Origin of the sequence: Mesorhizobium sp. M8A.F.Ca.ET.207.01.1.1, assembly GCF_004794715.1 — a bacterium.
In the GTDB taxonomy this organism is placed as follows: Bacteria; Pseudomonadota; Alphaproteobacteria; order Rhizobiales; family Rhizobiaceae; genus Mesorhizobium.
Genome location: NZ_SRUS01000016.1, coordinates 78,720 through 85,047, shown reverse-complemented (window position 1 = coordinate 85,047; position 6,328 = coordinate 78,720). Strand labels below are relative to the sequence as shown.

Below are 6,328 nucleotides of genomic sequence, written 5' to 3'. Positions count from 1 at the left end.
GCATCTTCCGCCCATGCCAGCAGCTACGCCGCCAGAGCGTCATCCGCAGCCTGCTTGATCAGCCATTCGATGTGATTTGACCACATCTGCAACACCTCGCGCTTCTCCTTGACGTTGCTATAGAGATTGTAGATTTCGCCAATGTCTGTCAAGGACGCCGCCTTGTGATTCAGTATGTGCTCGATGACGTGTGGCAATACCTGCCGCCTGCCGAGATTTGTCGCGAGCGTCCTGCGCAGATCGTGAAGGGTCCAGTTCTCCAAAGCCACCCCGTCAGTATTGACCTTGCCGTCTAGAGCCTTCTTGCCCTTCGCGTAGCCTGAGAAGTGGCTTCTTTCGTTGCCCCTCGCAGGGAAAAAAACGTGTCATTGGTCTTCGGTACCGTCTGGGGGACCGACACCGCCAGTGTGGACAGCGGAATAAGCGTAGGCTCTTCGTTCTTCGTGCGGTCACCCGATAGTTCCATGTTCCGGCTTCAAGGTTGAGGACCAACGCATCGCGGCAACTTCCGTACGCCTCTGTCCGGTCAGAATGAGCAGCTTGACGATGGAGCCGAACGAATAGCCGATATCGCCCGGTTCGGGCTCACAGCCCGTTCATATAGCCGCCAGTTCGGCATCGTTCACCACTCGCTTGCGCTTGACGATCGGGGCCGGATCCGGATTTTCCAATCCCTCGCGGGGAAACCGCGGATGAGCCGTTGCGGCGGTTTGCGACACCAGTTGAAAAATGCCCGCATACACCAGAAGGCCGTGTTAGCCGCTTGCGGGTGACCCCCGGCGACGATCTTCTTGGTGATGTTAGCAATGTCGGTGTCGATCACATGGTGGATAGAGCGACTCCCGAGGGCAGGCACAAGATACCGGTTCAGGCTGGCCTCGACCAGTGCGGTGTTTTGAGGGTCGTTACTCGGCGGCCTGGAGGTGACCGCCATCGCCGTCCTCGGTATCGTCAGCGCTGATATGCGCCTGATCGGCAAGGAAGGCTGGCAGTTCCGATGGAGCTATGCTGGAATTTGGGTGACGAGGCTGATCAAGCGGCGCTCTGCGGCTTCGTTTCGATGACCTGGATTCCGTCCAGGAACCTGGCACCTGCGATGAGTTTCGGCAACTGATTTTGTCCTTTCAATCGTCGCCACTTCCTGGCCGCGGCCAACAGCTTGAAGACCATCAGCTGGGCGGTTTTCGAGGATAGCGAGCCCTTGGTACGCACCGTGCGATAGCGAACGGTTGCAAAGACGCTTTCGATGGGATTGGACGTTCGCAGATGATCCCAGTGTTGGGCGGGGAAATCGTAGAGCGCCAGCGACGCAAATTTGATCTTTCGTCAGGCAGTCGACCGCCTTGGCATACGCCTCGGCCTCCATCTCGATCGCATGCGCAAGCAATTTGCGCGCGCCGCTGCGAAGTACATCCGTCAGGGTATCATCGATTTCGTCGGGCTGACGAAGGCGAACAATGTGTTGATAGTCTCGTTCATGGCGTATCACTCTCCTTGAGAGGTACTGGCAGGCTTCATCACCCGCCTCGATACGCCGCTCTCCTCAAGCCGCCATCATCCAGTTTCCGCCATGGCTCCCCCTGATTGATCCGCTTCACCTGTGCAACTGCACAGGCTGCCCTAGCGGGGAGATTGGCCTCCAATGGCGAAAACTTGCCGCAGGAGACCCTCCGATGACCGTGCCTATGGCGCCGCCGCTACGACAACTTGCCGACAAGCAGCGTGCGATCCACTGCCGCGCTACTGCGCCTTCAAGGGACGTCTGGATCGCGACGCAGGAGCCGATGACCGTTACGGGATCAATTCCAGGTCGCGCTGGCCGTCGCTGTGCCAGTTCGACGGTCTGGTGGCAATTTGGGCACATCTTCTGTCGCCGACAGTGGCGATGGCTGACGCTTCAACGAAACGGGGTCTTCGACGTCTGCTGCCTTCGCCGATGCTTTGCGAAGTGGCATAATGTTTCGACGCACGCAGGCGCGGGCAGGGGATGTCAGTCATGAATCTCCTGACTGGCGCGGATCAGGCCGATTGGCGGGATGAAAGATCATACGACTACACCGCTGGCCTGACGCTGCGGGAGTGGGCTTGGGAGTTCTTACGCCGCAATCCAGCGTTCCAGCGCGATCTGACCGCTGCGCGCCAGCATTGCAATACTTGGTCTCTCCAATCCTTTCTCGATATGGTCGCGTCGGCCGGCGACCTGTCACGCTGGGGTGTTCTGTTTCGCGGAGTCTTGTGGCCGCGCTTCGGTCGTATTCTGGTGTCCGCTCTGGTGCGTCCATGTGCTGCCGGTCATTGCGGAACGGTTGCCTGCCTCGTCGCCGACACCGCCGTTCGAACTCTCGGCATTGCCCTGTCGTGCAATCGTCCTGCTGGCGCCCGACAAGAGCCAGCATGTTCTTCTTCGCAATGCGGACCACGCGCTGCAGCTCGCCGTCTCGGGCGCGAATATCCTCCACCCTGTTTGCCTGCATACGCAAGCCATCTGGCCCGCGGTGCTTTTAAAGCATCGACTGAGGGGACTGGAGTGCCTCAATGCTCTCAGTCTAGGGCAACAGTTGCCCCCCCGCTTGTTTGCGCCGGAAAAGCGCGGCGTTCGTTTGTCCTTCGTTCTTCGTGCGCTCGACGGTTCGCTCGCCGGAGCACCTCATCGCGAGCTCGCCGAAGTTCTCATCGGTCAACGGCGCGTCCATGCCGACTGGGCGGATCCTCGCGATCATCTGCGCGACCGCATCCGTCGGGCCGTCTCGCGTGGCCGCGCGCTCATGAATGGTGGCTACAGAGATTTCCTAATTTGAAAAGCGACAGTCCGCGCTGTGCGTCGGTGGATGAACGTTCGCTCGCAGCTGTACCCGTCACCAACAGTTCGCCCGCCGACAGGACTGCATGGCGCCTTGCAAGTGCGCTCTGGTCTAGCTTGTCGATGCCGAAATGAGATGGGCGAGGGTGCCAAGGCGGTGGTTCATTAGGGCCGGCCTCGACCTGGACGCACATCATTGGTCGGAAAGCGGCGTGCACCGCAATGTCGCCATAGCAGCCAAGATCCTTTGAGGCCGGACCTGCAGTCCTGTTGGACCGGCGGGTGCAACAATATGGAGGGATCTGAGGCCTCACACCGTTCCCTGGTCGACAGCTCGGTCAACATAGCACCCACCGCTTGATTATGGAAATGGTGTGCCTGGAGTGCAGCGAGTAGCGGCTTGCTGCGCACTGTCCTAAGAATAGCAGTCATGACCCGTCTGGGGTTCTGCAACACGACGATTCAACCGCTTGGGCATTGTCGCATATCCCACAATGTAGAATGCGCAACAGGGCAAAAGCTGATCCATCGGCGGTTTATCAATGCTTTTTGGCTTGGCACGGCACATGCAACGCAATCGGCAAAAGGCGCACGAACTGAGTGGCCCATCGGCCCTAGGAGCGCTGACTTATGCCCTCCCAAGGCATGTCCGGCCCGGCAGCGAGCTCAGTCTCCTGCCGGGCATCCGTGTTTCAGGTCAACGGCGTTTGGAACTTCCAATTAGGTGGCGGCATTGACCGCAGGCCGCCCCCCGGTGGGGCGGAGAGACAGTGCAGCAGGTTTCAAATCCCGCCCATGCAAAGATATTTCATTTCCAGATAGTCCTCGAGGCCATGACGGGAACCCTCCCGCCCGATGCCGGATTGTTTGATCCCGCCAAACGGTGCCGCCTCCGAGGACATGCGTCCCGTGTTGATGCCAACCATGCCATATTCCAGAGCCTCTGCCACACGCCAGACCCGCTTCAGGTTTGAGGCATAGAAGTATGCGGCGAGGCCGTAGATCGTGTCATTGGCCTCGCGCACGACCTGATCCGCATCGTTGAAGCGAATGATCGGCGCGAGCGGCCCGAATGTCTCCTCTTGCGCGACTGCCATGACGCTGGAAATCTCGGTGAGGACCGTGGGTTCGAAAAACGTGCCATTCTTGCCGATACGCTGGCCCCCGCATCGTATTGTGCCGCCTTTCGCAATGGCATCTGCGATGTGAGACTCGATCTTGGCCAGAGCATGCTTGTCGATGAGCGGTCCGATGTCCACTCCGGCATCGAATCCGTCGCCAACCGACAAGTGCCGGATTCTTTCCACGAATTTCTTGACGAACTCATCGTGAACGCTCGATTGGACGTAAATGCGGTTCGCGGAAACGCAGGTCTGGCCGGCATTGCGGAACTTCGCCTGGACCGCACCGTCAACAGCACCGTCAATGTCGGCATCATCGAAGATGATGAAAGGTGCATTGCCGCCGAGTTCAAGGCTGACCTTCTTGATCTGGTCAGAGCACTGACGCATCAGCAGCCGTCCGACCTCGGTCGAACCGGTGAAGCTGATCTTTCGAATCTTGGAATTGGTGCAGAGTTCACGGCCCACGCGATCACCTTCGGACGCATAGATCAGGTTGACCACGCCATCGGGAAAGCCGGCCTGATGGGCGAGGGCGAACATTGCGCCAGCCACGAGCGGCGTCTGTTCAGCGGGCTTGAGCACGATTGTGCAGCCCGCAGCCAAGGCCGGCGAGATTTTGCGCGCCACCATGGAGGCCGGGAAATTCCATGGCGTGATCGTGCCAACAACGCCGATGGGCTGCTTGATCACTAGCATTCGGCGGTCTGTCGAGGGTGCCGAGATCGTCTCCCCATAGACGCGATTGGCCTCCTCGGCATACCATTGCAGATACGCCGCCGCATGCGATACCTCTGAAATGGCTTCGGCAAGCGGCTTGCCCATTTCCGCAGTCAGAATCGCGGCGAGATCGCCTGCATGGTCGATGATCAGCTGATGCCATCGCCAAAGAACGTCGCTACGTTCTCGGGCCGTCAACGCGGCCCATCCCGACTGCGCAACATAGGCCTTGTCTACCGCAGCACGTGTCTCCTCCACGCCCATATCGGGAAGCTCTGCCAAAACTTCGCCGGTCGACGGATTGACGACCTCGAACGTCTTATTGCCAACTGGTCTGCCGAGTGCCGGCAGGCGGTCGATGGCTCCAAACAGGTGCGGGGATTTCAGACGGCGGATCATCGGCAGGCACAGGGGCAATACCGGATTCCTCCTCAACGCAGCGAACATCCAGGTCGACAGGCCGTCAGTGTGTATTCTGCACCAGTGGGTTCGTCGTAGGGCCTCGGCAAAGCAGCTGGTAGACCACGCTAGCCCGATGAAAAGACAGCAGTTTCGTTAGTTTGAGTGCCCGCGGTTCATCAATTGATGGATTAAGCAGTCGGATGTTTGCTTCATCCACCATGCCTGCTGGTGGCATGCGACTGAATTCTGCAAAAAGGCGGCATACATGCTGAGGAGCGCCATTTCGGCGAGAGGCCGCCGGACGGCCAATGCCGCGCAAGGTCGGCGAAAACGACTCCGCGCGTCTGCATGATCTGCTTGGCCCACGGGCCTCCACATTCGCGCTTCCCACGAGAAGCCCCGATGAAGAAGGAAGGTGAGATGAGTTTCTTTACTCATCCTTGCCGCCCAGCGGCGGGCCGACCACCAAAATGGCGGGCTCGGCCGAAAGCAGCTTTTTGGCCGCCGCCTTGACCTGTTTGAGCGTCACCCGACCGATGCTGCGGGCGCGACGCTGGTTGTAGTCGACGTCGGCCTTGTGAATCTGCAAATCCAGGAGCCGGTCTGCAATCGAGCGGGTCGAGCCCAGTTGGTCGATGGCATAGGCGCCGATCAGGTGCTTCTTCGCCGCCTTGAGCTCGGCCCCGGTCGGTCCTTGCTGCGCCATCTGCTTTACCACATCTCGCACGATGCTCAGTGTTTGGGCAGCGCAGTCCGAGCGTGTCTCTGTCGTAACCAGAAGCGAGTCAAGGGTTAGTTCAGAGCTGACGTGATAGGCAAGGCCGCGTTTTTGACGTACCTCCTCGTAAAGGCGGGAAGTCAAGTATGAGCCGCCAAGGATGTCGTTCAGCAGCACGGCCGCGTAGAAATCCGGCGCGCTAGGCTTCACGCCAGGCCAGGCCAACGTCAGCGAAGTCTGCGGCAGGTCGTAGTTCTCCTCCACCAGTTGACCGAGTTTCGGCGCGACATCGTAGACGGGGACGAGGGTTTGTTGCTCAGGCAAATCACCAAACAGCTGGTCAAGCCTTTCCCTCAACGTGTTCGCGTCAATGTCACCCACCACGGCAATATGGAGCCCGTCGCGAGCGAAAATGGCCTGGTGGAAGGCGCGGAGGTCGGACGGCGTGATGCCGGGCAGGCTCTCTTTTGTGCCTTCTCCCAGCCTTGAACAAGGATGCGCGCCATAGATCGCGCGCAGCCATTTGCGCTGAGCGATGGCGTTAGGGTCTCGCTCGCTGCCGACGAT

Annotated in this window: 5 protein-coding genes and 2 pseudogenes; 3 read left to right on the top strand and 4 right to left on the bottom strand. The window is 59.5% G+C overall.

Annotated elements, in window-relative coordinates:
- Positions 1-23: 23 nt before the first annotated feature.
- A complete protein-coding gene (locus EN850_RS37795) occupies positions 24-152 on the bottom strand; it encodes a hypothetical protein (protein WP_135907184.1) in 129 nt (42 codons plus the stop codon).
- Between the two features lie 771 nt (positions 153-923).
- Between EN850_RS37795 and EN850_RS36590 the strand changes: the two genes are divergently transcribed.
- Positions 924-1,064, top strand: coding sequence for a hypothetical protein (locus EN850_RS36590; RefSeq protein WP_164546995.1), 141 nt, complete (start codon positions 924-926; stop codon positions 1,062-1,064).
- Here EN850_RS36590 and EN850_RS31410 read toward each other — a convergent pair.
- A pseudogene (locus EN850_RS31410) lies at positions 1,033-1,345 on the bottom strand (IS256 family transposase); the annotation flags it as partial. The gene EN850_RS36590 and the pseudogene EN850_RS31410 overlap by 32 nt on opposite strands.
- Between EN850_RS31410 and EN850_RS37440 the strand changes: the two are divergent.
- Both EN850_RS37440 and EN850_RS31405 read left to right on the top strand, forming a co-directional pair.
- Positions 1,316-1,498, top strand: a complete 183-nt coding sequence (locus EN850_RS37440) for a hypothetical protein (RefSeq protein ID WP_246689306.1) — start codon at positions 1,316-1,318, stop codon at positions 1,496-1,498. The pseudogene EN850_RS31410 and the gene EN850_RS37440 sit on opposite strands and share 30 nt — an antisense overlap.
- A 784-nt stretch (positions 1,499-2,282) precedes the next feature.
- The gene (locus EN850_RS31405) at positions 2,283-2,798 is read left to right on the top strand and encodes a DUF2285 domain-containing protein (protein ID WP_224570032.1); all 516 of its coding nucleotides are present in this window, start codon (positions 2,283-2,285) and stop codon (positions 2,796-2,798) included.
- A gap of 784 nt (positions 2,799-3,582) precedes the next feature.
- Here the strand turns inward: EN850_RS31405 and EN850_RS31400 are convergent.
- Positions 3,583-5,058: an NAD-dependent succinate-semialdehyde dehydrogenase gene (locus EN850_RS31400; protein WP_095486045.1), complete on the bottom strand. Its 1,476-nt coding sequence runs from the start codon at positions 5,056-5,058 to the stop codon at positions 3,583-3,585.
- A 415-nt stretch (positions 5,059-5,473) separates the two neighbouring features.
- Positions 5,474-6,199 (bottom strand): annotated as a pseudogene (locus tag EN850_RS37930) (pitrilysin family protein); the annotation flags it as partial.
- Positions 6,200-6,328: the final 129 nt, after the last annotated feature.